The 25,659-nt window shown below is 58.2% G+C and carries 20 protein-coding genes; 12 read left to right on the top strand and 8 right to left on the bottom strand.

The genetic code is table 11. The features are described 5' to 3' along the window. Positions 1 to 27 precede the first annotated feature (27 nt). Positions 28 to 762, bottom strand: a complete 735-nt coding sequence (locus E8K88_RS01725) for an RnfABCDGE type electron transport complex subunit B (RefSeq protein ID WP_136404925.1) — start codon at positions 760 to 762, stop codon at positions 28 to 30. A 190-nt stretch (positions 763 to 952) separates the two neighbouring features. Between E8K88_RS01725 and moaA the strand changes: the two genes are divergently transcribed. From moaA to E8K88_RS01710, 3 genes are all read left to right on the top strand, one after another. Next, positions 953 to 1,951 (top strand): GTP 3',8-cyclase MoaA, encoded by a 999-nt coding sequence (gene moaA, locus E8K88_RS01720; protein WP_136404924.1) that lies wholly within the window; start codon positions 953 to 955, stop codon positions 1,949 to 1,951. A gap of 5 nt (positions 1,952 to 1,956) precedes the next feature. Continuing rightward, the gene (mobB, locus tag E8K88_RS01715; RefSeq protein ID WP_136404923.1) at positions 1,957 to 2,466 is read left to right on the top strand and encodes a molybdopterin-guanine dinucleotide biosynthesis protein B; all 510 of its coding nucleotides are present in this window, start codon (positions 1,957 to 1,959) and stop codon (positions 2,464 to 2,466) included. Between the two features lie 103 nt (positions 2,467 to 2,569). Further along, positions 2,570 to 3,493, top strand: coding sequence for a formate dehydrogenase accessory sulfurtransferase FdhD (locus tag E8K88_RS01710; protein WP_136404922.1), 924 nt, complete (start codon positions 2,570 to 2,572; stop codon positions 3,491 to 3,493). Between the two features lie 3 nt (positions 3,494 to 3,496). Here E8K88_RS01710 and E8K88_RS01705 read toward each other — a convergent pair whose 3' ends face one another. The 5 genes from E8K88_RS01705 to E8K88_RS01685 form a co-directional block, all read right to left on the bottom strand. Then, complete coding sequence (locus E8K88_RS01705; RefSeq protein ID WP_136404921.1) at positions 3,497 to 4,123, bottom strand: YbhB/YbcL family Raf kinase inhibitor-like protein; 627 nt, start codon at positions 4,121 to 4,123, stop codon at positions 3,497 to 3,499. Positions 4,124 to 4,213: 90 nt separating this feature from the next. Then, positions 4,214 to 5,293, bottom strand: a complete 1,080-nt coding sequence (gene selD, locus E8K88_RS01700) for a selenide, water dikinase SelD (RefSeq protein ID WP_136404920.1) — start codon at positions 5,291 to 5,293, stop codon at positions 4,214 to 4,216. Between the two features lie 9 nt (positions 5,294 to 5,302). Beyond that, positions 5,303 to 6,418: an acyl-CoA dehydrogenase family protein gene (locus tag E8K88_RS01695; RefSeq protein WP_240754265.1), complete on the bottom strand. Its 1,116-nt coding sequence runs from the start codon at positions 6,416 to 6,418 to the stop codon at positions 5,303 to 5,305. A 25-nt stretch (positions 6,419 to 6,443) separates the two neighbouring features. Then, positions 6,444 to 7,658: a ferritin-like domain-containing protein gene (locus E8K88_RS01690; protein WP_136404919.1), complete on the bottom strand. Its 1,215-nt coding sequence runs from the start codon at positions 7,656 to 7,658 to the stop codon at positions 6,444 to 6,446. Beyond that, positions 7,618 to 8,481, bottom strand: coding sequence for a phosphate/phosphite/phosphonate ABC transporter substrate-binding protein (locus E8K88_RS01685; protein WP_136404918.1), 864 nt, complete (start codon positions 8,479 to 8,481; stop codon positions 7,618 to 7,620). Before E8K88_RS01685 ends, E8K88_RS01690 begins: the two co-directional genes overlap by 41 nt. A 913-nt stretch (positions 8,482 to 9,394) precedes the next feature. Between E8K88_RS01685 and recQ the strand changes: the two genes are divergently transcribed. The 5 genes from recQ (at position 9,395) to E8K88_RS01660 (ending at position 18,320) form a co-directional block, all read left to right on the top strand. After that, positions 9,395 to 11,275: a DNA helicase RecQ gene (gene recQ, locus E8K88_RS01680; protein WP_240754264.1), complete on the top strand. Its 1,881-nt coding sequence runs from the start codon at positions 9,395 to 9,397 to the stop codon at positions 11,273 to 11,275. Between the two features lie 181 nt (positions 11,276 to 11,456). Next, on the top strand, positions 11,457 to 12,197 hold the full coding sequence (rlmB, locus tag E8K88_RS01675; protein ID WP_136404917.1) for a 23S rRNA (guanosine(2251)-2'-O)-methyltransferase RlmB: 741 nt from the start codon (positions 11,457 to 11,459) through the stop codon (positions 12,195 to 12,197). A gap of 405 nt (positions 12,198 to 12,602) precedes the next feature. Continuing rightward, positions 12,603 to 13,574 (top strand): GGDEF domain-containing protein, encoded by a 972-nt coding sequence (locus E8K88_RS01670; protein ID WP_136404916.1) that lies wholly within the window; start codon positions 12,603 to 12,605, stop codon positions 13,572 to 13,574. Positions 13,575 to 13,860: 286 nt separating this feature from the next. Next, the gene (locus E8K88_RS01665; protein WP_136404915.1) at positions 13,861 to 15,183 is read left to right on the top strand and encodes an efflux RND transporter periplasmic adaptor subunit; all 1,323 of its coding nucleotides are present in this window, start codon (positions 13,861 to 13,863) and stop codon (positions 15,181 to 15,183) included. Between the two features lie 17 nt (positions 15,184 to 15,200). Then, positions 15,201 to 18,320 (top strand): efflux RND transporter permease subunit, encoded by a 3,120-nt coding sequence (locus E8K88_RS01660; RefSeq protein WP_136404914.1) that lies wholly within the window; start codon positions 15,201 to 15,203, stop codon positions 18,318 to 18,320. A gap of 141 nt (positions 18,321 to 18,461) precedes the next feature. On the opposite strand, the gene E8K88_RS01655 is transcribed toward E8K88_RS01660, so the two are convergent. Both E8K88_RS01655 and E8K88_RS01650 read right to left on the bottom strand, forming a co-directional pair. Beyond that, positions 18,462 to 20,207: a hypothetical protein gene (locus tag E8K88_RS01655; RefSeq protein ID WP_136404913.1), complete on the bottom strand. Its 1,746-nt coding sequence runs from the start codon at positions 20,205 to 20,207 to the stop codon at positions 18,462 to 18,464. A gap of 122 nt (positions 20,208 to 20,329) precedes the next feature. Further along, a complete protein-coding gene (locus tag E8K88_RS01650) occupies positions 20,330 to 22,066 on the bottom strand; it encodes a hypothetical protein (protein WP_136404912.1) in 1,737 nt (578 codons plus the stop codon). A 468-nt stretch (positions 22,067 to 22,534) separates the two neighbouring features. Here E8K88_RS01650 and hisB point away from each other — a divergent pair, with 468 nt between their 5' ends. The 4 genes from hisB (at position 22,535) to E8K88_RS01630 (ending at position 25,637) form a co-directional block, all read left to right on the top strand. Then, positions 22,535 to 23,167, top strand: coding sequence for an imidazoleglycerol-phosphate dehydratase HisB (gene hisB, locus E8K88_RS01645; RefSeq protein WP_136404911.1), 633 nt, complete (start codon positions 22,535 to 22,537; stop codon positions 23,165 to 23,167). Between the two features lie 123 nt (positions 23,168 to 23,290). Continuing rightward, positions 23,291 to 23,962: an imidazole glycerol phosphate synthase subunit HisH gene (gene hisH, locus E8K88_RS01640; RefSeq protein WP_136404910.1), complete on the top strand. Its 672-nt coding sequence runs from the start codon at positions 23,291 to 23,293 to the stop codon at positions 23,960 to 23,962. Positions 23,963 to 24,039: 77 nt separating this feature from the next. Further along, positions 24,040 to 24,786: a 1-(5-phosphoribosyl)-5-[(5-phosphoribosylamino)methylideneamino]imidazole-4-carboxamide isomerase gene (hisA, locus tag E8K88_RS01635; RefSeq protein ID WP_136404909.1), complete on the top strand. Its 747-nt coding sequence runs from the start codon at positions 24,040 to 24,042 to the stop codon at positions 24,784 to 24,786. After that, positions 24,786 to 25,637 (top strand): D-hexose-6-phosphate mutarotase, encoded by an 852-nt coding sequence (locus E8K88_RS01630; protein ID WP_136404908.1) that lies wholly within the window; start codon positions 24,786 to 24,788, stop codon positions 25,635 to 25,637. The genes hisA and E8K88_RS01630 overlap by 1 nt, the downstream gene beginning before the upstream one ends. Positions 25,638 to 25,659: the final 22 nt, after the last annotated feature.

Genomic DNA, 25,659 nt, shown 5'->3' with positions numbered 1-25,659 from the left:
GCAAAGATGGCTGTGGTTTGCCGTGGTTTATTGGCGCCGTTTGGCTTGCGCTTTTTTCAAAATATCTGCCAATAACGCGGCTTTGCCTGGTGTTGCCGCGCTGCCTGCAGCCGTGTTGTCAGGCTGGGCCGAAGCGCCAGCCGGATTCGCATGGGCTGTAGAGTCCGATGCCGTAGGCGTTATCACACTGACGACATCTGCCGCGTCTCGTATGCGTTGGCGACGCTGGTGCAGCGGTGCTTGCTGCGCGCCTACGGTCAGGCCTAAACGGTCGGCCCGCTGCACATAGCGGCTGAGCGCTTCTTGGGCCTGCGCATCACTCCAAGCTTGCCAACCGCTGGCGCTGCCGGTGATCGGCTCCAGGCTGATGCAATCGATGGGGCAGACGGGAATGCACAGCTCGCAGCCGGTACAAGCCGCCTCCAGCACGGTGTGCATGGTTTTGTTGGCGCCCACAATCGCATCGACCGGGCAGGCCTTGACGCATAGCGTGCAGCCAATGCACCACTGCTCATCAATGATGGCCATCGCGCGCGGGCCTTCGATGCCGTTGTCTGGGTTGACAGGCTCAATCGGCCGCTGGGTCAGCGCGGCCAATCGCGCTACCCCTTCAGCACCACCCGGAGGGCATTGGTTGATTGGTGCGTGCTCAAACGCGATCGCCTTTGCATACGCGTGGCAATCCGGGTAGCCGCAGCGCGTGCATTGCGTTTGCGGCAGGGCTGCATCCAGTAATGGAACCAGGGCTTGTGAAGAATGCATGAAAACTCGGGGCTGTGGGGCGGGAGAATTGTTTTTGTATGAGGTCGTGCGTGCCGGCTAGGCCAGTGCGAGCATCGCTGGGGCCTGAGCGTAAGTCATGCTTGACTTATGGGTTTGACACCCCATATAAGAATACTAGAGCAGTCGCAGTTACACTGCAGCTCTGATAAGAGTCCCACACGGTTTTTGTATGACAGCTCACCACACCCAGTCAATGATAGACAGCTATGGTCGCAAGATCAGCTATCTGCGTGTGTCTGTCACCGACCGCTGTGATTTGCGCTGCAATTATTGCATGCCCAAGGGCTTTAAGGGTTTTGAGGAGCCCGCGCATTGGCTCAGCCACGCCGAAATGGCCCGTGTGATTGGCTTGTTTGTGCAGTTGGGCGTGTGCAAAGTGCGCTTGACGGGCGGCGAGCCATTGATGCGCAAAGGCGTGGCCGATTTGGCTGCGCGCATCACGGCAATGCCGCAGGTGCGGGATTTATCGCTGTCCACCAATGCGACGACCTTGGCCCGCCATGCGGCCAGTTTGAAAGAGGCGGGTGTCCAACGCCTCAATGTCAGCTTGGACTCCTTGGATGCTGCGCGCTTTGCCGAAATCACGGGCCGCGATGTGTTGGCCGATGTGCTGCAAGGCTTGCAGGCGGCGCGCGAAGTGGGTTTTGCGCCGATCAAGCTCAACTGCGTGGTCAATGCCCAAACGCCGCCAGACGATATTGAGCAACTGCTGCAGTTCACCTTGGACAACGGCTTTATTTTGCGCCTGATCGAGAACATGCCCATTGGCAGCACCGGCCAGCAATTCCAGCATGCGAATCTGACGCACATGGGCGCCGTGATTGCGCAGCGCTACCACTTGGTGCCGTCCTTGGATACCAGCGACAGCGGTCCGGCCCGTTACTGGACTTCAGGCCAAAGCGGCGCACCCGTCCTGGGCGTGATCACGCCGATGTCGCAGCATTTTTGCGAAACCTGCAACCGTGTGCGTTTGACCGTTGATGGCACTTTGCATTTGTGCCTTGGCCAGGAAAACAGCGTGCCGCTGGGCCGCATGTTGCGCCAGGGCGCCAACGACGCAGAGCTGGTTGCTGCGATCAAGGCGGGCATCGCCGCTAAGCCCGAGCGCCATGAGTTCAACAGCAAGCGTGCGCAAGTTGTGCGCTTCATGTCCCAAACTGGGGGCTAAGCGCTGTGACTCAGAAAGTATTTGGCTTGGCAGGCCGCTCTGGCAGCGGCAAAACCACCTTGCTGGAAGCTCTGTTGCCCATCTTCATTGCCAAGGGCCTGCGCGTCAACGTCATCAAACACAGCCACCACGACATCACCTTGGAGCCGCCGGGCAAAGACAGTGCGCGTTTTCGTGCCGCTGGCGCGCAGGAAGTCATGGTCAGCTCACCCTACCGTTTTGCCATCGTGCACGAGCTGCGTGAGCAGCCCCAGCCTAGCTTGGCCGAGCAGCTCAGCCGCCTCGCGCCTGCCGACTTGACCTTGATCGAAGGTTTCAAGCACGATGCAATGGCCAGACTCGAAGTGTTTCGTCCAGAACTTGGCCAAACGCCTTTGTTTGCCCAAGCCGACTTTGATTGCTTGGCGGTGGCCAGCGATGTCGCCAAGCCCGATGCGGCACCAGCGGCCTTGCACTGGTTGCCTTTGAATGCACCTGCGGTGATTGCCGACTTCATCTTGCTGCACGCACGTTGATCTGCAGGATTGGGCTACATCCGATCTCTGGTTTTTTTGCCCACCCCAAGCGCTGTTTGTGCACACAATAGCCGCTTGTTTGTGACGATTGCACGCCCACACTATGCCCATTTTTTTTGACGAATCCGACATTGTGCTGCCTACTGCGTTGGACACTGTGCCAGTGCAGCGCTCGGTGCAAGGCCAGGTTGCAGACTGGCAGGACGACCAGGTGGTGGCTGAAGTGCCGGTGGCCTTGGTATTCAACGGCATTTCGCATGCGGTGATGATGTGCACGCCGCAAGACCTGCCTGCAATGGCCCTGGGTTTTGCTCTGAGTGAAGGCATCATCGACCGCGCCGCCGATTGTTATGACATGGAACTGGTGACGGTTGATGCATGCGCGCCAGCCCATGCCGCAGCGCCGGTGTTCACCGCTCCCGATTTGCCTGCTGTGGAAGTGCGGCTGGAGATTGCCAGCAGTGCCTTTATGCGCTTGAAAGAGCAGCGCCGCAGCTTGGCTGGGAGATCCGGTTGTGGCGTCTGCGGTATCGACAATTTGCAGGCCTTGGATATGCTGCCACCCCAGCAGCAACGCCCCGCTTGGTTGGCGCAGGTCGATGTTCTAACGCTGTTCAAGGCCATGGCTGCGATGCCAGCGCAGCAGCATTTGAACAAGGCGACTGGGGCCGTGCACGCCGCAGGCTTCGCCAGCCCGGAGGGTGAATTGATTGCGGTATATGAAGATGTGGGCCGCCACAATGCCTTGGACAAGCTGTTGGGCGCGCGTGCGCAGGCTTTGGCTGCACGTGCTTCGCACCCTGAGCGGGCGCTGGGCTTGCATGGCCAGCCTTGGCCAGATGAGGGGTTTGTCGTGATGTCCAGCCGCGCCAGCTATGAGCTGGTGCGCAAATGCTCGCGCTTGGGCATTCCCTTGTTGGCGACGATTTCTGCCCCCACGTCGTTGGCGATTCAAGTGGCCAAAACAGCAGGTTTGCAATTGTGGGGGCTGGTGCGCGCACCACGGGCGGTGCGCTACACACTATAGAACTTACAGTGCGGTATTGAGGCTGTAAGTGCCAGTGATGCTGGCCTGGCCCAGCACCTGGGCTTTGGCCAATGCGGCTTTGACATTGGCGCCGTTGAGCTCGCCTTCAACCTGCAGCGTAGGTGTGGCCAGCGCGTAGACGGTGAAAATATAGCGGTGCACGATCGAGTCGTTCCATGGTGGGCAAGGACCGTCGTAGCCAAAATACTGGCCACCCATTTGCGCATCGCCGGCAAACCAGCCGGTGTAGTCATTGATGCCGTGGCGCAGGCCATGCGGCGCTGCAGGACCACTTTTGCCGCGAGCAATTACACCATCTGCCTGGCTGCCAGCTTGGATTTCGGTGGTCGCAGCTGGAATATCCAATAGCAGCCAGTGGTAGAAATCAACGCGGGGCAAATCGGCGGGCACGGTTTTGCCTTCTTGGTTGACGTCATCGCCTTTGCTGGGTACATCAGGGTCATGGCAGACCACGACAAACGATTGCGTGCCAGCCGGCACATCGCTCCAAGCCAGGTGCGGGTTGCGGTTGCTCGACAGCGCGACGTGGTTGCTAGCATCGGGCACGGCAAACGCGAACTCGCCAGCAATCGGCTGGCCGTCTTGAATGCTTTGACTCGTCAATTTCATGGTGACTCCTTGAAGAAATAGGAAAGCAAGCCGGACCGGCTTGCATGGCTTTATGCAATTGGGGGCTGAGAGCTAAGAGCGGGGTGCAGTTTATCGCACCACGACCTTGGCATCTCCTGCCACCATGCGCCCGACGATAGCGGCATCTTGAAAACCTTGCTGTGCAAAGAGTTCCAAGACGTGCTGAGCCGCTTCTGGCGCGCAGGCCACCAGCAGTCCACCCGAGGTTTGCGGGTCGGTCAAAATGCCCTGGGTTGCACCACTGCCTTCTCGTTGAATACGGGCTGACAGCTCGACCTGGCTGCCATACGACTGCCAGTTGCGGCCAGACGCGCCAGTGATGATGCCTTGTTCTGCGAGCTCAAGCACCTGTGGCAGCAGGCGCAAGGCGGTGCTGTCGATTTCTGCCGTCAGGCCTGCGCCGCGTGCCAGCTCCAGGCTGTGGCCCAGCAGGCCAAAGCCGGTGACGTCGGTGAGCGCGTGCACCCCTTCGAGCCCAGCAAGGCTGCTGCCTGGACGGTTGAGCTGGGTGGTGGCTGCGATCATTGCGGCGTAGCCTGCTTCATCCAGAATGTTCTTTTTCAAGGCCGCAGACAAAATGCCTACACCCAGCGGTTTGCCTAGAATCAGTACATCGCCAGCCTGGGCGCTGGCATTGCGTTTGAGCTGGGCCGGGTTGACGATGCCAATGCCTACCAGTCCATAAATGGGTTCCACCGAATCGATGGAATGCCCACCTGCGAGCGGAATGCCGGCATCGCGGCAGACTGACTCACCGCCTTCGAGGATCTTCGCAATCACGGTGTGCGGCAGCACATTGATTGGCATGCCAACAATGGCCAGTGCAAACAAGGGCGTTGCGCCCATGGCGTAAATATCAGACAAGGCATTGGTGGCGGCGATGCGGCCAAAGTCAAACGGATCGTCGACGATGGGCATGAAAAAGTCGGTGGTTGCGACAATCGCCTGTTGTTCGTTGATTTGGTAGACCGCAGCATCGTCGGCGGTTTCGGTGCCGACTAACAGGTGTTCGTAAAAGGCTTTGGGCAGGCTGCTTTGGGCCAGCAGGCTGCTGAGCACGCCGGGGGCGATTTTGCAGCCGCAGCCACCGCCGTGCGATAGCGAGGTCAGGCGTGGGGAGGATGCGTTGGAGGAGGGGGTAGAGTTCATAGCGTGCAATCAAGAGGTGGGACTATCACACAGCAGCGTGCCGATCTTGTCAAACAGCACATCGCTGGTTGGCGCCATCACGCAGGCGGCGCGGGCATCGCGGAACAAGCGCTCAATGCCCAGTTCTTTGCGAAACGCCGCGCCTCCACATATGCGCATCGCCGTATCAGACACTTCCAGCGCCGCCTCTGCGGCGGCGGCTTTGACTTGTAGCAGCCGCATGCCTTTGTCTGCACGCGCTGCCAGCACCGCGGCCACAGTGTCGTCGCGCAGCAAGCGGGCCTGCTCGGCCTTGAGTTGGGCTTTGGCCAAATAAGCGCGGATTGTGGGCAGATCGGCCAGCGCGCTGCCGCTTTCGGCAAATCGGCTGGCAGTGATATGGGCAATCGCGCGGCGCAAAATGCCTTGCATCAAGCCGATGGAGGTCGTGGCAATCAAGGTGGCGAAATACGGCATCAGGTACTGGGCTTTGAGCGGCTCGGCCTGGCCATCTTCGCCCAAGCGGCTGGCCAAGCTGGTTGGCACTTGCTGGGCGCTGATTGGGGCCGAGTAGTTGCCACGCAGACCCAGGCCATCGAAGGGGCGTGGCACGCTAAAGCCGGCGTCTTTGGCGTTCAGCAGCCACAAGGTATTGCCTTGACCCTGCATCGCACGCGTGGTCCAGACGTAGGAGTCGGCCTGGCCAGCAGAGGTAATCATGCTTTTTTCACCGGAGATCAGCACGCGCCCATCGCTTTGCGCTGCGGCTTCACTGGTCATTGCCCAGATGTGGCTGCGCGTGGCGGTCTCGGATACGGCCAGCGTCGTGATGTGCTCGCCCGCTGCAATCGCCTGGCGGACCGCCAGCGGGCCCAGTGGTTCGATGTAGGCTGTGCCGCAGTAATGCATCGTCAGCACCATCGCCGTGCAGGGGCAGTCCTGGGCAATGCGCTCGACCACTTGCACGGCCTCTGGTAAGCCGTGGCCCAAGCCGCCGACTGTGGGGTTGCTGATCAGTCCCAATAAACCAGCTTGGCCCAACGCCTGCAGCGCGTCGCGCGGGTAGCTGGCGCTGCGGTCGGTGTGCATGGCTTGCGGTGCGATCAGCTCGCGCATGATGGGTTCGAGTTGCTCTAAAACAGTCATCGTCGTCTATCCATTTTTTGGGTGTTCACATGAAGTTGCGGGTGTGCAGCGCAGACAGGCGCTCGGCTTCGTCGCGCTCAAAGCCAAGCCGCAATAGGCGCGTAAAACGGCCATCGCCCATGTCGCGCACCAGCTGCTGCACACGTTCAAAACCTGTGTGGATTGCAGCCGGGGCCAGCGCGCCAGCGCCAATCAGAATCAGCGAGTCAAACACTTCTTCGTTCAGACCTGCACTGCCGGCCAGTAGGTCGTGGCGTGCTTCAACGGCTTGCGCCAAGCGGCTGCGCAATGCGGGCTCGCTGTGCAAGCGGTAAAGCAGGTGAGACATGCCTAAGGCGACGTGGCGAGCTTCATCGCGCGCGGCCAAACGGCACATTGCACGCGTCAGGGGGTCGGGCGCGTAGGCCTGCAAAAACTGCAAGAGGTTAACGAACGTGCCCTCACCCAGCACCGACAGCAAGAAGCTGGCAATCGAAAAATCAGGCTCGTCTAGCAGGCTTTTGAGTGAGGTTTGCCCACCTGCGGTGGACAGTGCAGGCTCTGAGCCACCCAGTCGTACGCGGCGCGTGAACACCTCGATATGGCGGGCTTCATCGGCCACTTGCATGGCCAGCGCCGCTTGCATTTCGCGGTAGTGCGGATGCAGCTGGCCCAGAAAACGCGCCGGCACCAGCAAGGCCGCATTTTCGTTCTCGATCATATAGGTCATGACTTGTACGACGGCCGCTTCGATTTCAGGCGGGTGGTCCAGCACCACATCCCAGTCCAGCGCGGTATCCGGATTCCATTGTGCTTGCACGGCCTGGGCGTAGAGGTCGGCGGCGCTGTCGGTCCAGAAGTCTTGTTTGTGGTCGAGTTGAAAATGCCATTGCGGCCCGCCGGCTTCGACGCGCGCGCCGCGTGCAGCCAGTCCCCAACCGGCTGGTGCGTGTTCCAGTACCGCGCCGTCCAGTCTGGGGTTGGCATGGCCGGTGTGGGCTGCATCGCGCCATCGGCCGGCTTCTGCGCTGCCTGTTTGCAGCAAAGCCGCTTGCTGCCCCGGCTCCCACTGCAGTGGGTGACCCTGGCTGCGCGCCCATGCGGCAAGCAAGGCTTGCCAGCCTGGTACTTGGCTGGTGACGCGCAGACTTTGGCCTGGGGCCAAGCCGGTCAAAGCATGTTTGACCAGCAAATGTGCGCCCGCATCAAAGCCCAGCGATTCAATAGCGATAGTCTTGGGCAACAATGCGGCCTTGTTCATCGTAGAAACCTTGTTCAGTCGCTGCACGTTCCAGCAGTGCAAAGCCTTCTGTGCGCGCGGGCTGCCATTGCTTGAGACCTTCGAGTTCGAGTAAGGCGCGCACTGGTGGATCATTCCAGTCCATCGCCAGCAGCAAATCGCCAAAGCGCTGGCTGACGGCCGCATCCACACCAGGTGCTGCGCTCATAATGCAGTGGTCGTACAAACCGGTAGAGTCCAGCACACGTGTTGCGCCTGCTGGCAGCAGGCCTTCGTTGGCAAAAGCCCTGTAGTTCTTGGCAATCATCCAGCTGGCGGCAATCTCGCCTTTGAGCATGGCCGCTGCGGCCAGACGTTCACCACCGATGTGGTCGCCATGTTTGCCGCCCAGCACATCAAAGCGGCGTACGCTGAAGTCCTTATGGGGTTGCAGGCCGCCGACATGCTGCATATGGTCCAGCGGAATCAGCGTGGCTTGTGGTGAGTCGATTGCTCCAAACCCCACGGTCTGGCCGCGTAAATCGGCCAGGTTGTTGAGAGCACTCTCGGCTTTAACTACCAGCACCGATTGCAGGTCGATATCGGTGTCACGCATCACGACCACGCCCGCTTGCCGGCCTTGCGCGCGGGCCAGGCGCTCGGTGCGCACCCAGGCCAGTGGCGAGTTCCAGGCGAATTGGATGTCGCCAGCAATCATCGCCTCGGCTTGGGTTTCGTAGTTGGAGTACAGAATGAAGTCGATGGCAAAGTCGCGCTCGGCCAAATAGGTTTTAAAGCCTTCCCAGATCGTGATGACTTTGGGGGCGTAGGCGACGGCGCCAAGAATATAAGCAGAGGTGTGCATCGTAGTCAGTGTGGTTGAGGGGGCATGCCAGGCATGCATGCTGCGTGGGAGATGGTTGATGAGCTTGCTCAAAATCACTCCGCGGATTGCGTAGCGGTTGTGAACAGGCTCTTAAGACGGTGCCTGTTGTTCTGCCTCGGCATCGCAGAGTGCTGTGCCAATGGGCGCAGGTAGGAGATCCGAGGTCGGCGCCAGGATTGAGGCGGCACGTGCATTGCGCCATAAACGTTCAATGCCCGCTTTTTTTCGTAAGGCTGCGCCAGCGCATATGCCCATGGCGATGCAGGCCAGGTTGAAGCCGATGTTTGCGCGTGCCAAATACACGCCAACGGGTGGGCAAGTCCGACAGGTGGCTGCTGCTTGCGGCAAGACGGCCGTGGGTGATGTGGGCGCAGGTCCGTGCCACGGGGGCAATCATAGGGATGACGATGGACTCGAGCGTCGCGAGATAAGTCATGGCTGCAGTCGTCCTTGTGCAATGCGTTCGAGGGCGGTTGAGCGCTGAATTGAATGCACGGACGCACTGCTGCTATGAGCCATGCCATCGCTACATCCGTGCAGACCTGCAACCGAGATAGTTTGCGAATGTGCCTGCGCGCAGAGGATGTCTCCAGGATGCGCGAAACAGGCCATGAGATTATGCGCCATGATTGCCCCCACCTGGTGCAGGCGCTGCAGATGCTGCTGGCGGCGGCGACCAGAATGCATCAAGGGCCATCATGAAGGACTATGATAGCTGCCGTTATGGTGCGTGGGCAGGCAGCCGTTCGGTCCAAGGCTGCGCGCGCGCATTGATTGCCAGCTCCGTGGCTGCGCTTGCCCTGTCGGCCCTGCCAGAGGCTGCACGGGCTTTATTTGTATGATTTAAAAGTGCGCTTGGGAATCTCCAGCGCTTTATTGCATTCGGTTTTTTGTGAATTCTTCTCAACAAGCGCTGCAGATCCTGCAGCAAGTTTTTGGCTATCCCCGCTTTCGAGGCTTGCAGGCTGATATTGTCAGCGGCGCGATTGCTGGTGATGACGCGCTGGTGCTGATGCCCACTGGCGGCGGCAAGTCGCTGTGCTACCAAATTCCGGCGATTGCCAGACGCAGCAATGGCCAAGGCTTGACGGTGGTCGTCTCGCCCTTGATCGCCTTGATGTATGACCAGGTGCGGGCTTTGCAAGAGGTTGGCGTGGCCGCCGATTGCCTGCATTCGGCGCTGGACTATGCGCAGGTGCAGGCGGTGCAGCAACGCGCCAGAAATGGTGAAACCACGCTGCTGTATGCTGCGCCAGAGCGCATCACGACCCCCCATTTTTTGGATTTTTTGGACCATTTGGCCAGCAAGGGCCAGCTGGCGCTGTTTGCGATTGATGAAGCCCATTGCGTGAGCCAGTGGGGCCATGACTTCCGCCCCGAATACCGCCAGTTGGCGCTGCTGCACCAGCGCTACCCGCAGGTGCCACGCATGGCGCTCACCGCCACGGCCGATGCGGTGACACGCGAAGACATCATTGAGCGCTTGCAGCTGCAAGAGGCGCAGGTGTATGTCAGCAGCTTTGACCGTCCCAATATTTGTTACCAGGTGGTGGAGAAAACCGACCCACGCAAGCAATTGCTGCGCTTTATTGAAGACGAACATCCTGACGACGCAGGCATTGTGTATTGCCAAAGCCGTAAAAAAGTCGAGGAAACCGCCCAGTGGTTGGTAGAGCAGGGCATTAATGCCTTGCCCTACCATGCGGGCCTGCCGGCCGAGATGCGGCAATTGCACCAAGACCGGTTTTTGCGCGAAGAAGGTTTGGTGATGACTGCCACGATTGCGTTTGGCATGGGCATCGACAAGCCCGATGTGCGCTTTGTCGCGCACTTGGACATGCCCAAAAACATCGAGGGCTACTACCAGGAAACTGGTCGCGCCGGGCGCGATGGCCAAGCCGCTGACGCTTGGATGGCTTATGGCCTGGCCGATGTGGTCAACCAGCGGCGCATGATCGATGATCCGCAAAGCCAGGCCAGCGAAGCCTATCGCCAGGTCATGCGCACCAAGCTCGATGCCTTGCTGGCAATGGCCGAGACCACCGATTGCCGGCGTGTGCGGCTGCTGGCGTATTTCGATGAGCCTTCCAAGCCTTGCGGCAACTGCGACAACTGTCTGAACCCACCGAAGACCTGGGATGCAACCAAGGCCGCGCTGATGTTTCTCAGCTGCATATACCGCGTGCAACAAAAAAGCGATATGCACTTTGGCGCCGGCCATTTGATTGATATTTTGCGCGGCAAAATGACCGACAAAGTACAGCAGTACGAGCACCAGAGTTTGAGCACGTTTGGCATTGGCGAGGGTTTGAGCCAGCAGCAGTGGGGCGCGGTGGTGCGCCAGCTGGTCGCACGCGATGCCGTGGTGGCCGATGCCCAGGCCTTTAACACCATGCGTTTAGGCCCTGCGGCCAAAACCTTGCTGAGTGGGCAAGCTCAGGTTTTCCTGCGTGAGTCTGAGCGTGTGGCTGCGAGCGGGCGTGGCCGGATGCGCAAAACGGCGACATCGACAGGGCGCCGTCCTGCTTCAGCTGCGCTGGAGTCTTTGGGGCCTGAGGCGCGCAGCCGGCTCGACGCCCTCAAAGCCTGGCGCCGTGAAGTGGCCCAGCAAAATCAATTGCCCGCGTTTGTGGTGTTCAATGATGCGACCTTGATCAGCATTGCCGCTGAGAATCCTGCGGGCTTGGGGGCTTTGAGCCAAATTTCTGGCGTAGGGCAGAAAAAGCTCGATGCCTATGGCGCAGAAATACTGCGTGTTTGCCAAAACGCTTAGTGCTATGCTTGTTTCGCTGAAAAATTGTCAACAGGCCCATTGAACAGGCGCTTGCGTCTATAGTGCCTGCCTTGTCCACGCCCAGTTCCTACAAGCGCCGTTGTGCGGGGCTTGTTTTTTCTTTTTGATTGCTCGGCGCCGCAGGCATCGCCTGCCCGCCATCTCCCTCTCTGGTTGATTTATGTCTGAAAACAAAGTTTTATTCGGCTTCCATGCCGTCTCCGTGCGAATCAAGACCGCGCCCGACTCCGTGATCGAAGTGTTGTTTGACTCGGGACGCCGTGATGCCCGTATGAAACAGTTTCTGATGCGTGCCAAAGAGGCTGAGGTGCGTCTGATTGAGGCCGATAGCACCCGCATTGCGAAGTTGGCCGGCAGCCACGGTCACCAAGGTGTTGCCGCCCGTGTCAAAGAGCTGGCAGTGGCGCGCAGCCTGGACGATTTGCTCGATGGCCTGAGCGTGCCTCCGTTGCTACTGGTGCTCGATGGCGTGACCGATCCGCACAATTTAGGGGCTTGTTTGCGTGTGGCCGATGGCGCTGGTGCCCATGCGGTGATTGCGCCCAAGGACCATGCGGCTGGCATCAATGCAACGGTGGCCAAGGTCGCCAGTGGCGCGGCCGAGACCGTGCCTTATTTCATGGTGACCAATTTGGCGCGCACTTTGGGCGAGCTCAAAGAGCGCAATATCTGGGTCATTGGTACCAGCGAAGATGCGCCTAAGACGGTCTACCAAGTCAATCTGACCACACCCACAGCGCTGGTGTTGGGCGCTGAAGGACCGGGCATGCGCCAATTGACCAAAAAGACCTGTGACGAGTTGGTCAATATTCCGATGATGGGGGCTGTTGAGAGCTTGAACGTCTCGGTCGCCAGTGGCGTGTGTCTGTATGAGGCCTTGCGCCAGCGCATTGCGGGTTAAGCAACGCTGGCATTAAAGCCTGTTCATCACCACCGCGCAGATGTTGAACAGGCGCTGAGAGCATCGCCAGGTTGTTTTTGGCTGAAACAGAATTAGATTCAAATAACAAGTACTTGCATTTGAAATACGTATCGACTATGCTTCGCCTCTTTTATTTAATCGCTTAAAAAACGAGCAGATGGATGACGTTGAGGCCTTGGCTGAGGCGACGAGAAGCAAATGCAAGTGGAATGATTAATCGCGATTTTTTACGCAAAAAAATTGCACTTCAAACCTGCTTGTCTGGCATCGGTTTGCGAGGGACTTTCTGACCTCTCTTGCAATGAGCAAGCGTTGTGGTTGCAAGTGGTGCCTGACTTTCGTCGGAAGTTATGCGTTTGTGTTGTTACTGGGGGAACAATCTATATGACGGTAATTTCCTCAGAGACTGACTCTGCCGCCAGCATGTCTTTGCCGCTGAAGTACGTGCTGCCCCATCTTGAGCAGGTCATGTGCGCCATGCCCATTGGGGTGCTGTGGGTGCAGTTGCCAGAGGGGCAAGTGCTGTTTAGCAATCCTGCGTTTGATCAGATCTTTGGCTACCCAAAGGGCAGGTTTACCAGTCTTGACCAGTTGTTGGAAGAGACGATGCGTTTTGACGTGCAGCGAGAGCAACTGCGGCAAACCTGGGTGGATGCGGCCGCGCAGGTCGGCCAGCGGTGTACGGCGCTGCCTGGCAGAGAGCTGGATATTTGGAGCGGCGAGGACGAGTTCAAAACCATTTTGCAAAATGGCAAGGTGCTGCATGACCAGCAATTGTTGGTCATGACTTACATGGACATCACCTCGATTCGCCAAAACCACCAACTATTGCGTGAATATGCGTACAAGGACCCGCTGACAGGCTTGGCCAATCGCCGAGCGCTCAAAGAGTGGTGGGAGCGCGAGATTTGGCCTGAAAAGCATTCTGTGGCCTTGGTCTTGATTGATCTGGATGGCTTCAAGCCAATCAATGACCGCTTGGGGCACACGGCTGGCGACGCCTTGTTGCGCCGACTGGGCGAGCGTTTGACAAAAACCGTGCGCGACCGTGATTTGGTCTGCCGCCTGGGGGGCGATGAGTTTGTGGTGATGCTGCGCCGCCCCGGTAATGCGGAAACCGTGGCAACCGTTTGCGCACGCATTGCGCACAATCTGCACCGTGCGATTCAGATTGAAGGCGAGGTGTTGCATATTCAGGCTTGCATGGGCGTGTGCCAATTTCCTGAGCAAGCGCTTGACTGGGATTCGCTGTTTCACCGCGCAGATCAGGCTTTGTATGCCGCCAAGGCCAGCGGGCGAGGCACTTGGCTGTGGGCACCTGAGCGTGTCGGCCCAGAATTGCCGACTGGTGATTAAGGTCGGATGGGCCAACGGTGTGGCCCGAATTTGCAAAAAATTGACTAATTATTGGCTTTAATCATCAAATTGCGTAAATATTAGGTAAACCTTTAATAATTTCTTATCTCTGCCACGGAAAATCACTAAGGTGTGGTGTTTCCGTCTGTCGCTGCAGGCCCTGCTTGAATGTATTGCATTGGTTGAGCCGGTTTGACCTGAAAGCCTGAGCAGCCATGCTGATTGGGCTTGTCAGACACGTACGGACTGGACATGTTTTATACGGATGAATGGGTAAGGGTAAGTCATGCGAGCAGCAACCAAGGTCTTTTTGCTAGGCGTAATCGCGGCCACCGTGGCGGGCGCTTGGTGGCTACAGCAACACCGCAGCAACGTATTTCTAGCGCCCAAGCCCGCAGCGGCAGCAGGCACAGCGCCTGCGGGTTCCGCTTCAGCCGACAGCGCACAGCCGCCGCCGGCATTGATTGAGGTGTCACGCGCGCGCGCGCAAACCGTGCGCGATAGCGTGCAGGCCGTAGGCAATCTGCTGTCCAGACAAAGCACGACTCTGCGGCCAGAGGCCAGTGGCCGCGTTACTGCGCTGAACTTCAAAGACGGCCAGCACGTGCGTAAAGGCCAGGTCTTGCTGCAACTCGATGACCAGCTCGAGCGCGCCCAGCTTGCGCAAGTCGAAGCTGAGCTGGCACTGGCACAAGCGCAGTTCGAGCGCAGCCGGGAATTGGTGGGTAAGGGCTTTATCAGCAAAGCCGCCTTGGATGAGTCGGCGGCCAATTTGAAAGTCACACAAGCGCGCCGCGCGCTGGCGCAAACCCAACTGCAGCGGCTGCGCATTATTGCGCCATTCAATGCGACCGCAGGGATTGGCAATGTGAATCTGGGCGATTACTTGCGCGAAGGTGATCCTTTGGTTCAACTGCAGGATTTGCAGGTGCTCTATGTCGACTTCAGACTGCCTGAGCGCTTGAGCTCGGCCGTGCAGACTGGCCAAACCATTGAATTGGAGTTTGATGCCTGGCCGCAAGAGCGCTTTGCCGCAACAGTCATCGCAATCGATCCGTTGATTGATGCGCAAGGCCGCTCGATTGCCTTGCGCGCCAGCCTGCCCAATACCGAGCAACGCCTGCGCCCAGGCATGTTTGCCCGCGTCAATTTGATATTGGCAGAACGCAACCACGCTGTGATGGTGCCCGAGCAGGCCTTGCTGGTCGATGCCAAGGGCGCTGCCGTGATTCGCCTGACGCCCTGGCAAGAAGCCGATGCCGGCAAGGACCCCTCCGAGCTGCCCGACAATGCGCTCTACCGCAGTGAGCGTGTGCCGGTTGAGCTGGGCTTGCGCGAGCCGGGTTTGGTGGAAATACGCTCAGGTTTGGAGGCCGGAGATGTCATCATGACCGCTGGCCAGCACCGCATCAACCGCTCTGACCAGCGCGCATTGCTGGCATGGAGTAACCCGCAGGATGCAACGCCGCTAAAACCCATCGGTGCAGAAGCTGCGGATGAGACGGTAGAAGGCCTGGAGCAACCCAAGGCCGTACCCATTGTCGAGCCAGAGGATGTCACTGGCGCAGCTGCCCATCCGCAGGCCTTGGCTGCTGGCGTGCGGCCTTAAAGCCCGGAGCAGTCGCGATGCAAATCTCAGAAACCTCGATTCGCCGCCCGGTCTTTGCCACTGTGCTGTCGCTGCTGATTGTGCTGATTGGCATGGTCAGTTTTTACACCCTGACGGTGCGTGAGTACCCACAAATCGACGAGCCTGTGGTGACCGTGCGGGTCAAATACGCGGGTGCGTCGGCTGAGGTGATTGAGACCCAGGTGGCCAAGCCCCTGGAGGACTCGATTGCAGGCATTGACAGTGTCGATGTGATCAGCTCGATCAGCCGGGCCGAGCAGGCCCAGATCACAGTGCGGTTTTTGTTGGCCAAAGACCCCGATACCGCCGCAGCTGAGGTGCGCGACCGCGTCTCGCGCGTGCGCAACCGGCTGCCAGACGAAATAGACGAGCCGGTCATTGCCAAGGTCGAGGCTGATGCGTTTCCTGTGCTCTGGCTGGCGTTCAGTTCAGACAGCCGCAACCAGTTGGAGATCAATGATTTGATGATCCGGATTGCCAAGCCCCGCTTGCAAACCGTGCCTGGCGTGGCTGATACGCCCATTTACGGCTCGCGCGACTATGCGATGCGCATTTGGCTCGAGCCCCAGCGCCTGGCCGCTTACGGCCTGACGGTGGATGAGGTAGAGGCCGCGATCCGCGCCAATAATCTGGAGCTGCCAGCCGGGCGTATCGAGTCGGCGCAACGCGAATTCAATGTAGTCTCACAGACCGATCTGGCCAGCGTTGAGCAGTTTGCCAATATCGTCATCAAGACTGTGCAAGGGTATGCCGTGCGTCTGAAGGATGTGGCGCGGATTGAAGAGGGCGCTGCCAACTTGCGCAGCCGTGTGCGTTTTAATGGCGTCGACTCAGTCTCGATGGGCATCGTGCGCCAGGCAACCGCCAACCCATTGGATGTCTCGGCTGGTGTGCGCGCCCAACTTGAGGTTTTGCGCCAGGAATTGCCCGAAGATGTGCAAGTCTCGATTGCCAATGACAGCTCGGTGTTCATTGAGCGCTCGATTGCCAGTGTCTACACCACCATTGTCGAAGCGGTGGTGTTGGTGGTGTTGGTGATTTTTGTGTTTTTGCGTACGCTGCGCGCCTCGATCATCCCGATCATCACGATTCCAGTGAGTTTGATTGGTGCTTTTGCCTTGATGTCGTTGGCGGGCTTTACCATCAATACGCTGACCTTGTTGGCGATGGTATTGGCGATTGGCTTGGTCGTTGATGATGCGATTGTGATGCTCGAGAACATCTACCGCCACATCGAGGAGGGCATGGAGCCGTTTGCCGCAGCCATTGTGGGAGCGAAAGAAATCGGTTTTGCGATTGTTGCGATGACCATGACCTTGGTTGCGGTGTATGCGCCGCTGGCCTTTACTCCGGGGCGCACCGGCCGCTTGTTTGCCGAATTTGCGCTGGCTTTGGCAGGTGCTGTGCTGATTTCAGGGGTGGTGGCGCTGACGCTCTCGCCGATGCTGTGCTCGGTATTGCTCAAGCACAATCCACAACCGAACCGTTTTGACCGCTTGATGGAGCGCTCGCTCAATGGCTTGTCGGATAATTACGCCCGTTTATTGCGCTGGACATTGACGGCCAGGGTGCGTGGCGCCTGGGGAGTCGTGCTGCAAGCGCGCAGCTTGGTACTACTGGTGATGCTGGGTTGCAGCGTGCTGCTGGTTTGGCTGTATCCGCGCATTCCATCGGAGCTGGCGCCGATGGAGGACCGTGGTACCTTGCAGCTGCGCATGACGGCGCCCGATGGTGCTTCGCTGGAGTACACCGACAGCTACGCACGCCAAGCCGAAGAGTTGGCCAAAAAGTACCCAGAGTTCGACACGGTGTTTGCCAACATTGGCTACCCGTCTGTGGTCAATGGCAATGTCATGCTGCGCACGGTGGACTGGGCTGAGCGCAGCCGCAGTGTGAATGACTTGTCGAGTGAAATTGGCCGCGAGGTGCGTGATATTCCCGGCGTCTACACCATTCTCAATACCCCGCCGCCGCTGGGCATGGGCATGAATTCGCGGCCTTTGCAGTTTGTGATTTTGACCAATGAAAGTTACGAAGACCTGTATGCGGTGGTGCAGGAATTCATGCAGGAGATGGCGACCCACCCGGCGATTGACGGGCCTGATGTGGATTTGCGCATGAACACGCCCGAGCTGCGCATTCAGGTGGACCGGGAGCGGGCCGCAGATCTGGGCGTTAGCGCATCGACCGTGGCACGGACCTTGGAGACCATGCTCGGCAGCCGGGTCGTGACGCGGTATAAAAAAGGTTCTGAGCAATACGATGTGATGGTTCAGGTGGCCGCTGGCGATCGCATGACGCCGCAAAGCATTGAACAAATCCATCTGCGTTCAAGCTCTGGCGCCATGGTGCCGCTGTCGGCCGTCGTGACGTTGACAGAAACTGCCAGTCCGCGCGAACTCAACCACTTTGGCCAGCGGCGTTCTGCGACCTTGACTGCGCGTATCAATCCTGGCCATTCTCTGGGTGAGGCCTTGGATTTCATGGACGAGGTCGCCGCCCGGGTTTTGCCAGTGGGTTACGCCACCGACTTGAACGGCACCTCCAGGGAGTACCGCAGCTCGCAAGGCGCGCTGACTTTGGTGTTTGCGCTGGCTTTGGTATTCATTTATTTGGTGTTGGCTGCGCAGTTTGAGAGTTTTGTGGACCCACTCGTGATCATGGTGTCGGTGCCTATGTCGATGGCGGGGGCCTTGCTGGCGCTCAAATGGAGCGGCGGAACGATGAACGTGTACTCGCAAATTGGCCTGATCACTTTGGTCGGCCTGATTACCAAGCACGGTATTTTGATCGTGGAGTTTGCCAACCAGATGCGCCAGCAAGGCACAGAGCGTGTGCAAGCCGTGGTCGAGGCTGCGCGCCAGCGTTTGCGTCCGATTTTGATGACCACAGGTGCGATGGTACTGGGCGCTATGCCATTGGCCTTGGCCACAGGTGCTGGTGCCGAGAGCCGTGTGCAAATCGGTTGGGTGATTGTGGGTGGCATGACGATTGGTACCTTATTGACCATTTTTGTCGTGCCCACTGTGTATTTGCTGTTTGCGCGTGCGCGCGTGCCTGGGCCGCGTACCAAAGAGGTGGCGCAGCCATCGGCTGAAGCTGCCTTGTCGCATTAAAACCCTCTGTTAGCTTGGCGATTGGCGTCTGCAGCATTGATTGCAACGTGCTGTCGCAGGCAAGAAAAAGCCCACTGACAATGGTTGTCGGTGGGCTTTTTAATTGGTTTTGGCGGTGTTGGCGCACCGCCGCTTCACGCTTTATTTTGCCTTGGCTGGCTGGGGCTTGAACACGGTGGTCTGCGGGAATTCAAGACCGCGTTCGGTGGCAAGCCACTGTGCATCCATGTAATCCACTTCTTGGTAGAGTTCGTTGTAGGAGACGCTTATTGGCCAGGCCAGAAAGTTGTACCACCGCTCCCATGGGCTGTCCGTGATTAGGGGCACTTCATGCTCTTCGTATGTATTCATAAGCGCTGCAAAGGCTTGGCCAGTGATGCCAAAATACATCAGAGGCGGCACTGCAGGCATCGGCGCCTGGATGTCTTGCTCCAATTGGGCCTTTTCATTCGCGCCCACGGCCACACCTAAGGAATTCTTGCCCACAATGGCCCAGGCGGGCTGGTCCCAGCCGCTGAATAGGGCGCTCTCAGACACCGCCAGTGGCATGGCGGGGCCGCCCACCACCAAGCCCAGTTTGCCCAGTTCGGGCATGAAGCCTTGTGCCATGCCGACCAAGCCGACTGGATTGGGTGACGCCAGCAGCAAGCTGCCAGTCACATCTTCGGTCTTCGGATCAATGGTGCTGAATTGGGCGCGGAAGCCCTGCACCCAGCTGGAGGCGGCATACAAGGCGGCAATGCCCGAATTGGCCTCGGCTGCCAATGCATTGAGGGGCTCAAGCAGCTCACACTCGTAGGGTTGGGCCGCGATGGCTGCAGCTTGCTTTTGCAAAAAGGCGGCTGTGGCGCTGAGGTTGACGCCAGCACCAAATACTACATTGCCGCGGGTTTGGTTGTCGAGGCCTTGCACTGGCGCAGGCAGTGTGCTCCAGTCTTTGGCCAGGTTGGGCTCAAGTTCCCAAATGACATTGATCTTCAGGTCAGGTTGGAGCAACTGCGTTGCGCCACCCACAATGCGTGGAGCCTTGGCGACAATTGCGCCCAATTCGGACTGGCAACTGGCACTCAAAGGCGCATCCGCGTCATGCAGCAAACCGGCAATCCAGGGCTGGGTTTGCTCGGCATCGGTGGCCAGTGTCAGCACGCGCTGCAAGTCGATGTAGCCAGAAGCCATGCCGGGCTGGAAGCCGTACTGGGTGTTCAAGGCTTCGATAACCCCCGTATCGACCACCGATTGCGCTGGTTTTTTCACACCCAGCTGGGCCAGCAGCGGTGTGTCGGCGTGTTGGCTATCGGCGGTCAACACCAGGTGCTTGCCGACGATGGCCACGACGAAGCGAGGACTGACCATCGCATCCGCATCGGCTGGAGAGGCGGAGTGCCAGAACGCTTGGCCATCGACTTCGGAACGTGCAAATGGCTCGCCAGCTTTGGTTTCTACGGCTTTGATAAAGTTGTTGAAACGCGTTGTGTCGTCCAGCTCCATGCGCAGGACCGGCAAGGCATTGACTTCATACAAAGCCACGCGTGCATTCACATTCAGCCCCAGCGTGGCCAAGCCTTCTGGTTGGCTCAGTTGCTCACTCAGAACCTGGGCAAAAGCATTGGCGCGCTGGCGTGCATTGGGGTCTTGAAAGATTTCTGCACTGATTTGCTCAAAACGCTCCAAACTTTGCACAATGCCGGTATTGATATGCTGGTACCAACGGGCATTGAGCTCAGCATATTCTTTGGGCGGCGCAGTCAAATTGCCAAATACGAAAGCACTGCCAACTGGCGCGTAAGCCAATGGCGATTGTGCCGGACTGCTGGCGCCGCCGAGGCTGGCGCAGCCAGCCAGTGCCAAGGCGGCAGCCAATGTGGTGGGGATGAGGAGGTGTTTCACTGCGAAGGGCCTTTGGGTGATTGTTGCTGCGTGCGACAGACACGCTGGGTATGAAAAAAAGCCGCTTTGGCTGAGCGCAGTCAAAGCGGCTTTGGCAGGGAGCCAAACTGGCTATGCAGGGCTTATTTCAGTGTCATGGTTTGTTTCATTTCCACGCCACGGTCGGTCAGCAAGTAAGACATGCTGACAAAGTCCACCGATTTGTAGAAATTCATCGCGCTTTGCAGCACGGGCCACATCACGTAATTGGCCGCTGCCTCTGCATCGCTTTCAGCCGCTTGTGCCAAGGTATCTTCGTCCAGGCCGCCAGTCATCTTCAGGTAGCTCTGGCCGCTGAAGCCGTAGTACAGCAGTGGCTCAGGGTTGGCTGGGCTGGCTTTGATTGCCGCTTCAACGGCTGCCTGGGTGCCTGCACCAATGCCCAGGCCAACGGCCTTGTCGTTCATCGCAACCCAGACTTGGCTATCTGGTCCCATCGTGCCAGCAACCATTGGTGATTGCAGCTCTTTGGCCTTGCCGTCTGGTGTCAGACCCAACTGGCCCAGCTCTGGCAAGAAACCTTGTGCCATGCCAATCAGACCCATCGGGTTGGGCGAGGCCAGCACGACAGTGCCTTTGACAATTTGGTTTTCAATGTCAAACTCGCTCAGGCTGGCGCGCGCGCCTGTCAGCCAGCCAGCTGCAGCGTACAAACCGGCCAGGTTTTGTGTCAGCTCAGCCATTTGTTCGTTCAGCGGTTGCAGCTGTTCGCACTGGTAGGGCGCTGCTTGCACAGCGGCCGCTTGGGCTTGCAGGAAACCGGCCAATTGGTCGACTTTCAAGCTCATGCCAAATTCCACGCCGGTTGTGTCGGTGCCCAGGCCTGGTACAGGAGCGGTGATTTTTTTCAGCTCGCCAGCGAGCTTGCTCTCGACTTCCAGCACGCCGCCCATGTCGAATTTCTTGGCGGTGATTTCTTTGGCACCCAACACAAAACGTGGGGCCTTGTCAGCAATTGACAGGAACTCGGTGCGGCAAACAGCCGACAGCGTATTGCCATTTTCTTGAGCCACTTTGCTCAGCCAGGTGGTGCTGCCTTCAGCTGGAGCGAACAGGCCGACAACGCGGCGCAGATCCACTACGCCGTTGCTGCCGTAGTTTTGGTAGCCATATTGTTTGTTGATGGCTTGCAATTCGCCGCCATCGACAAACGACTTGGCTGGGCGCTCCAGACCAATCAGCTGTGCCAATGGCAATTCAGCGATTTGTGGGTCGAATGCGACAACCAGTTGCTTGCCCACAATTGCCGCGACCAAGCGTGGCTTGATGGCGGTAGTGGTTTCTGCTGCCTTGTCGCCCAATGGCAAGTGCCAGTAGGCCTGGCCATTGAGTTCGGCTGTTGGCAGTTTTTCACCGGCGCGGGTCTCGACTTCGGCAACAAAGCTTGTGAACAGCGCTGGGTCGGCCAGCTCCAGGCGCAGCACCGGTGCGCCGCTGACTTCATAGGCCGCTTGCAGGCCATTGAGCTTGATGCCCATGCTGGCCAGGGTGTCTGGTTTTTGCAGGCGCTCCTTGAACAGGTCGATCAAGGCGTTGATTTTGGTCAGCTCTTGCTCAGGTGCTTCGTCTGCTGCTACTTCCTTGGCACGGTCGAGCGATTGCACAAAACCGGCCTTCATCGAATCGAGCATTGGCGAAATCGCATCGATATACGACTGTGGTGCAGGCTCGAAATTGCCCATGGCAAAAGCGGTGTTTACGGGCGCGAACGACAGCGGAATGTCTGCTGCTGCAGCCGCTTTAGGGCTTGCTGGTTCGTCTTTGTTGGAGCAGGCAGCCAGTGCCAGTGCAACGGCCAAGAAGAGAGCGGTTTTTTTCATGTTTTCTCCAGATTGAAATAATGAATGCAATGCCTTGGGCGAGCAAAGAGCGGGCTTGTCGGCCTCTAAAAAGGGCTGTGGCGTCTTTATTGATGTGGCGACAGAAACAGCGATTTTTGAGAGTAAATGTTGCTTGTTTGGAAAATCTGACAGGGCAAGGCGTGACAGCCGCCGTAGATGCTGCTGTCTGTGTTTATAGTCTGCGTTGTGTCCCCTACCAACACCCATTACAGTCCAGCCAAAGCAGGCGTCATGCGCAGACCCTAAAACGCTGCATATCATACTGTAGTAAATCCTAATGGCAGAATGGCGAAACATAGAGTTTTTTGACTATCCCAAAAAAATCTCATGGCAGCAGATCACGTACAGAAGGCCTATATTTGATCGCGCATTCGCTACCGGCTTGGCATTGGTGCTTACAATGCAGCCAATACTTGATCAATCGCCCCTGAGTTAAAGACCCATTGAATGACCTCTTCCGCCTTAGTCCCCACGCAAGGAACCGATAAAGCCGACCGTATTGCCGAGGTGAATCGCCACACGGCAGAAACGCGCATCCATGTGCGCGTCAATCTCGATGGCAGCGGTGTGGCTAATTTGCACACAGGCATTGGCTTTTTTGACCATATGCTTGACCAGATCGCCCGCCATGGCCTGATCGACCTGGATGTGCACTGCGATGGTGACTTGCACATTGACGGGCACCACACGGTAGAAGATGTGGGGATCGCGATTGGCCAGGCGATAGCCCAGGCTGTGGGCGATAAAAAAGGCCTGCGCCGCTATGGCCACGCCTATGTGCCGCTGGATGAAGCGCTCAGCCGCGCCGTGATTGACTTGTCTGGCCGACCTGGCTTGTCGTTTGATATCGCGTTTACCAGCGCCATGGTGGGACAGTTTGACACCCAGCTGACCTATGAATTCTTCCAAGGCTTTGCCAACCATGCGTTGGCGACGGTGCATATTGACAACCTCAAAGGCATCAATGCGCACCACCAGGCCGAGACAGCATTCAAAGCGTTTGGCCGTGCCTTGCGCATGGCTGTTGAACGCGATGCCCGCATGGTCGGTATGATTCCCTCGACCAAAGGCGTGCTGTAATAGCTTCTGTGCTCAATTGGTGTTGTCTCTGTGCTTGTCAACAGGGCTTTGAACGCGCGACAATGCAGCCTGTTGTGCGCGATTGTATTGTGGCAATAGTGCCCAAAAAAGTATCACTTTGCGATGAACTCCCTGACTGCTAGCCGCACTCTTGCTGTGGTTGACTACGGCTCTGGCAACTTGCGCTCGGTGTGGCAAGCTGCCAGCCACGCGGCCCTTGATACCGAGTGGAAGGTGGTCTTGACCAACGATGCCAAAGTGATCGCCCAGGCGCAGCGCCTGATTCTGCCCGGTCAAGGCGCAATGGCCGATTGTATGCAGGAGCTGCACGCATCGGGCTTGCTGGAGACGGTGTTGCAGGCAGCGCAGACCGTGCCTTTGTTTGGTGTGTGCGTGGGCATGCAAATGCTGCTGGACCACAGTGAAGAGGGCGATATCGATGCACTGGGTTTGATTGCAGGCCAAGTCAAGCGCTTTGAACTGGCAGGCCGCCGCCAGGCCGATGGCAGCCGCTACAAAATTCCACAAATGGGCTGGAACCGCGTCAACCGCCCGCAAAGCCATGCTGAGCACCCAATGTGGGCCGGCATTGCAGATGGCAGTTGGTATTATTTCGTACACAGCTATTACGCGGATCTGGCCGATCCGGCCCATTGTGCAGGCGAGACTGAATATGGTGCGCGCTTTGCCTCTGCAATCGCACGCGATAATCTGTTTGCGACGCAATTCCATCCGGAGAAAAGTGCTGACCAAGGCATTGCCCTCTACCGCAACTTTCTCTCCTGGAATCCGTAAGTGCATTGGCAACTCCATGCGAATGCTTTTTCAACCTTTGTGCGCGCTGTGCGTGCTGAATTTTCCTCTGACCGACCATGCTGTTGATCCCTGCCATTGATCTTAAAGATGGGCACTGTGTGCGCCTTGTACAAGGCGATATGGAGCAATCCACTACTTTCGGAGAAGAACCTGCGCTGGTGGCCAGACGTTGGCTGGATGCAGGGGCCAGGCGCTTGCACTTGGTCGATCTCAATGGTGCGTTTGCCGGTAAGCCGAAAAACCTCGCTGCGATCAAGTCGATTTTGAAAGAAGTGGACGGCGAGATTCCGGTACAGCTCGGCGGCGGTATCCGTGATTTGGATACCATCGAGCAATACATTGATGCAGGCATGCGCTACATCATCATTGGCACGGCGGCGGTGAAAAATCCTGGTTTCCTGCGTGATGCCTGCAGTGCGTTTGGTGGTCACATCATCGTCGGTATTGATGCCAAGGATGGCAAGGTCGCCACTGATGGCTGGGCCAAAATCTCCAGCGTTGAAGCCGTGGATCTGGCGAAGAAGTACGAAGATTACGGTGTCGAGTCCATCATCTACACCGATATTGGCCGTGACGGCATGCTCACCGGTATCAATATTGAGGCGACCGTGCGCCTGGCTCAGGCCGTGGATATTCCTGTGATTGCCAGCGGCGGTCTGAAAGACATCCACGACATCGAGCAACTGGTGGCAGTCGAGTCTGAAGGCGTTGCAGGCGTGATTTGTGGCCGTGCGATCTACACAGGCGATCTGGACTTTGCCCGCGGTCAAGAGCGCGCCGACGAACTCTCTGATTCGCTTTGATGGCGTCGCGCTGGCTCGATTTTCACGGCCAACCTGCGGTTGGCCTGCAGACTCCCTGGGGAGATCGGGCCACCGTCTTGCTGCATGGCGCCCAATTGGTGTCATGGCAAACCAGCGATGGCTACGAACATCTGTATTGCAGCCCCCAGGCCCGCTTGAACGGCCAAGATGCCGTGCGCGGGGGCGTGCCGGTGTGCTTTCCGCAATTCAACCAGCGCGGCCCGCTGATGAAGCATGGCTTTGCGCGCCATTTGCCCTGGCAATTGCGCAGTATTGAGCCAGAGCGCTTGCGCTTTACATTGGCCGATGGGGCGATGTCCAGGCAGCAGTGGCCTTATGCATTTGCGCTTGAGCTCGACGTCACACTGAATCCCAACGCACTGCGTATCGACCTGCTTGTTCGCAATACCGATGTGCGGCCGTGGTCGTTTACCAGTGCGCTGCATACCTATTTGCGGGTGCCAGACGTGACCCGCATGGAACTGTTGGGCCTGGAGGATACGGCAGTGTGGGACGCCGTGCATGATGTGCACGGCAGGCAGGCTGGCCCAGTGCGTTTTGGGGCAGAATTTGACAGCGTTTTTCAAGCCCAAGCCCAGCAAATGCTGCGTTTGAGGCAGATTGGCGCTGCCCAGCAGGCCGCTGGGGTATTGGACATCACGCAAAGCACTAGTTGTTTGCAAACCGTGGTCTGGAACCCTGGCCAAACCTTGTGCAAGACATTGCGCGATATGCCGCAAGACGGCTGGCGTGAGATGCTGTGCGTCGAAGCGGCCAGCATTGATTCGCCCATTGAGTTGGCTCCGCAACACAGCTGGCAGGCCTGGCAGGCGTTCCATTGGAATGCTTGAGCAATAGCGATGCGCAGCGCTA

The sequence above is a fragment of the Lampropedia aestuarii genome (assembly GCF_004803635.1).
Classification (GTDB): domain Bacteria; phylum Pseudomonadota; class Gammaproteobacteria; order Burkholderiales; family Burkholderiaceae_C; genus Lampropedia; species Lampropedia aestuarii.
This window is presented reverse-complemented; position numbering and strand designations above follow the sequence as displayed.

Coding starts and splice junctions, on each gene's coding strand:
- E8K88_RS01725 (WP_136404925.1), bottom strand. CDS start 762: ATGCATTCTTCACAAGCCCTGGTTCCATTACTGGATGCAGCCCTGCCG.
- moaA (WP_136404924.1), top strand. CDS start 953: ATGACAGCTCACCACACCCAGTCAATGATAGACAGCTATGGTCGCAAG.
- E8K88_RS01710 (WP_136404922.1), top strand. CDS start 2,570: ATGCCCATTTTTTTTGACGAATCCGACATTGTGCTGCCTACTGCGTTG.
- E8K88_RS01705 (WP_136404921.1), bottom strand. CDS start 4,123: ATGAAATTGACGAGTCAAAGCATTCAAGACGGCCAGCCGATTGCTGGC.
- selD (WP_136404920.1), bottom strand. CDS start 5,293: ATGAACTCTACCCCCTCCTCCAACGCATCCTCCCCACGCCTGACCTCG.
- E8K88_RS01695 (WP_240754265.1), bottom strand. CDS start 6,418: ATGACTGTTTTAGAGCAACTCGAACCCATCATGCGCGAGCTGATCGCA.
- E8K88_RS01690 (WP_136404919.1), bottom strand. CDS start 7,658: ATGAACAAGGCCGCATTGTTGCCCAAGACTATCGCTATTGAATCGCTG.
- E8K88_RS01685 (WP_136404918.1), bottom strand. CDS start 8,481: ATGCACACCTCTGCTTATATTCTTGGCGCCGTCGCCTACGCCCCCAAA.
- rlmB (WP_136404917.1), top strand. CDS start 11,457: ATGTCTGAAAACAAAGTTTTATTCGGCTTCCATGCCGTCTCCGTGCGA.
- E8K88_RS01670 (WP_136404916.1), top strand. CDS start 12,603: ATGACGGTAATTTCCTCAGAGACTGACTCTGCCGCCAGCATGTCTTTG.
- E8K88_RS01665 (WP_136404915.1), top strand. CDS start 13,861: ATGCGAGCAGCAACCAAGGTCTTTTTGCTAGGCGTAATCGCGGCCACC.
- E8K88_RS01660 (WP_136404914.1), top strand. CDS start 15,201: ATGCAAATCTCAGAAACCTCGATTCGCCGCCCGGTCTTTGCCACTGTG.
- E8K88_RS01650 (WP_136404912.1), bottom strand. CDS start 22,066: ATGAAAAAAACCGCTCTCTTCTTGGCCGTTGCACTGGCACTGGCTGCC.
- hisB (WP_136404911.1), top strand. CDS start 22,535: ATGACCTCTTCCGCCTTAGTCCCCACGCAAGGAACCGATAAAGCCGAC.
- hisH (WP_136404910.1), top strand. CDS start 23,291: ATGAACTCCCTGACTGCTAGCCGCACTCTTGCTGTGGTTGACTACGGC.
- hisA (WP_136404909.1), top strand. CDS start 24,040: ATGCTGTTGATCCCTGCCATTGATCTTAAAGATGGGCACTGTGTGCGC.
- E8K88_RS01630 (WP_136404908.1), top strand. CDS start 24,786: ATGGCGTCGCGCTGGCTCGATTTTCACGGCCAACCTGCGGTTGGCCTG.